This is a genomic window from Streptomyces sp. NPDC093984 (assembly GCF_044764595.1).
Lineage (GTDB): Bacteria > Actinomycetota > Actinomycetes > Streptomycetales > Streptomycetaceae > Streptomyces > Streptomyces cynarae.
In genome coordinates, this window is record NZ_JBIWIM010000053.1 from 1 (window position 1) to 1,445 (window position 1,445).

Sequence of the window (1,445 nt, forward strand, 5' to 3'; positions counted from 1 at the left end):
TAGGGCTTGGTCAGGTTTGTCTGTGGGTGGCGTGTCTGCTTGCCGGCTGGCGTCGTTGTGGTGGTGTGACACCTGATGAGATGGCCACGGTCCGGGAGGATCTCGAGGCGTTCACGGCGGAACTGCTCGAGGGGTTCTTCCGTGCTGACCAGCGGCGGTGGGGACAAGCGTACGTGCGGGGGCTTTTGCTGGACGGGCGGCGCAAGTCGGTGGAACCGATGGCCGCCCGGCTGGGCAAGGACGGCAACCGGCAGGCACTGGCCCACTTCATCACGTCCAGCCCATGGGATCCGGCGCACGTGCGGGCCCGTCTGGCCTGGAAGATGCAGGACGCGATCCGGCCGGAGGCACTGATCGTCGACGACACCGGCTTCCTCAAGGACGGGGACGCCTCGGCGTGCGTGTCGAGGCAGTACACCGGCACCGCGGGCAAGGTCACCAACTGCCAGGTGGGCGTCTCCCTCCACCTGGCCCACGACCGTGCCTCAGCCGCGATCGACTGGCGGCTGTTCGTGCCGGCCGGCTGGGACCCGGCTTCGCCCGAGAGCGATCCGGCCAAGGTCGCCCGCCGCAGCCGCTGCGGCATCCCTGCCCAGATAGGACACGTGGAGAAGTGGCAGTTGGCCCTGGACATGATCGACGAAGCACGGTCGTGGGGCGTCGACGTCCCCCTGGTCGTCGCGGACGCCGGCTATGGCGATGCCGCCGCCTTCCGCAGCGGCCTGGAGGAGCGCAGCCTGCCCTACGCGGTCGGAATCTCCGGCCGCCACACCGCTCAGCCTGCAGACGCTCGGCCCGTCCTGCCCGCCTATGCGGGCACCGGCCGACCGCCCAAAGTGCAGTACCCCGACCCGCCGCAGACCGTGAAAGACCTGGTCATCGCGGCCGGCCGGACGGCCGCGCGGCCGGTGTCCTGGCGGGAGGGATCCCGGCCGGGCAAGGGCCGAAGTGGCTTCAAGCGCATGTACTCGCGGTTCGTCGCCCTCAGGGTCCGTCCCGCCGGACGCGGCATCCGCCGACCCGCCGACGATCCGGAACTGCCCGTGCGCTGGCTGCTGGCCGAGTGGCCGGCCGGCGAGAGCGAGCCGGTGCAGTTCTGGCTGTCCAGCCTGCCCTCCGGGATGCCCCTAGCCACTTTGGTGCGGCTGGCGAAGCTGCGCTGGCGCATCGAGCACGACTACCGGGAGATGAAACAGGCCCTGGGACTGGCCCACTTCGAGGGCCGCACCTGGACCGGCTGGCACCACCACGTCACCCTCGTGTCCGCCGCCCACGCCTTCTGCACGCTGCAACGACTGGCACGAGACCCAAAAGACGCGACGCAGGACTGAGCCTCTACCAGGCCGTTCGCGAACTGCAGACACTCCTCGCCACCTGGACCGGCGCCTGCCCCACCTGCCACCGCGACATACCCACACCCATACGAACCTGACCAAGCCCTACTA

Annotated in this window: 1 protein-coding gene; it reads left to right on the forward strand. The window is 69.9% G+C overall.

All coding sequences use genetic code 11. The annotated features are described in order from the left end of the window. Nucleotides 1-65: 65 nt before the first annotated feature. Complete coding sequence (locus ACIRC0_RS39690) at nt 66-1,331, forward strand: IS701 family transposase (RefSeq protein WP_403627019.1); 1,266 nt, start codon at nt 66-68, stop codon at nt 1,329-1,331. Nucleotides 1,332-1,445: the final 114 nt, after the last annotated feature.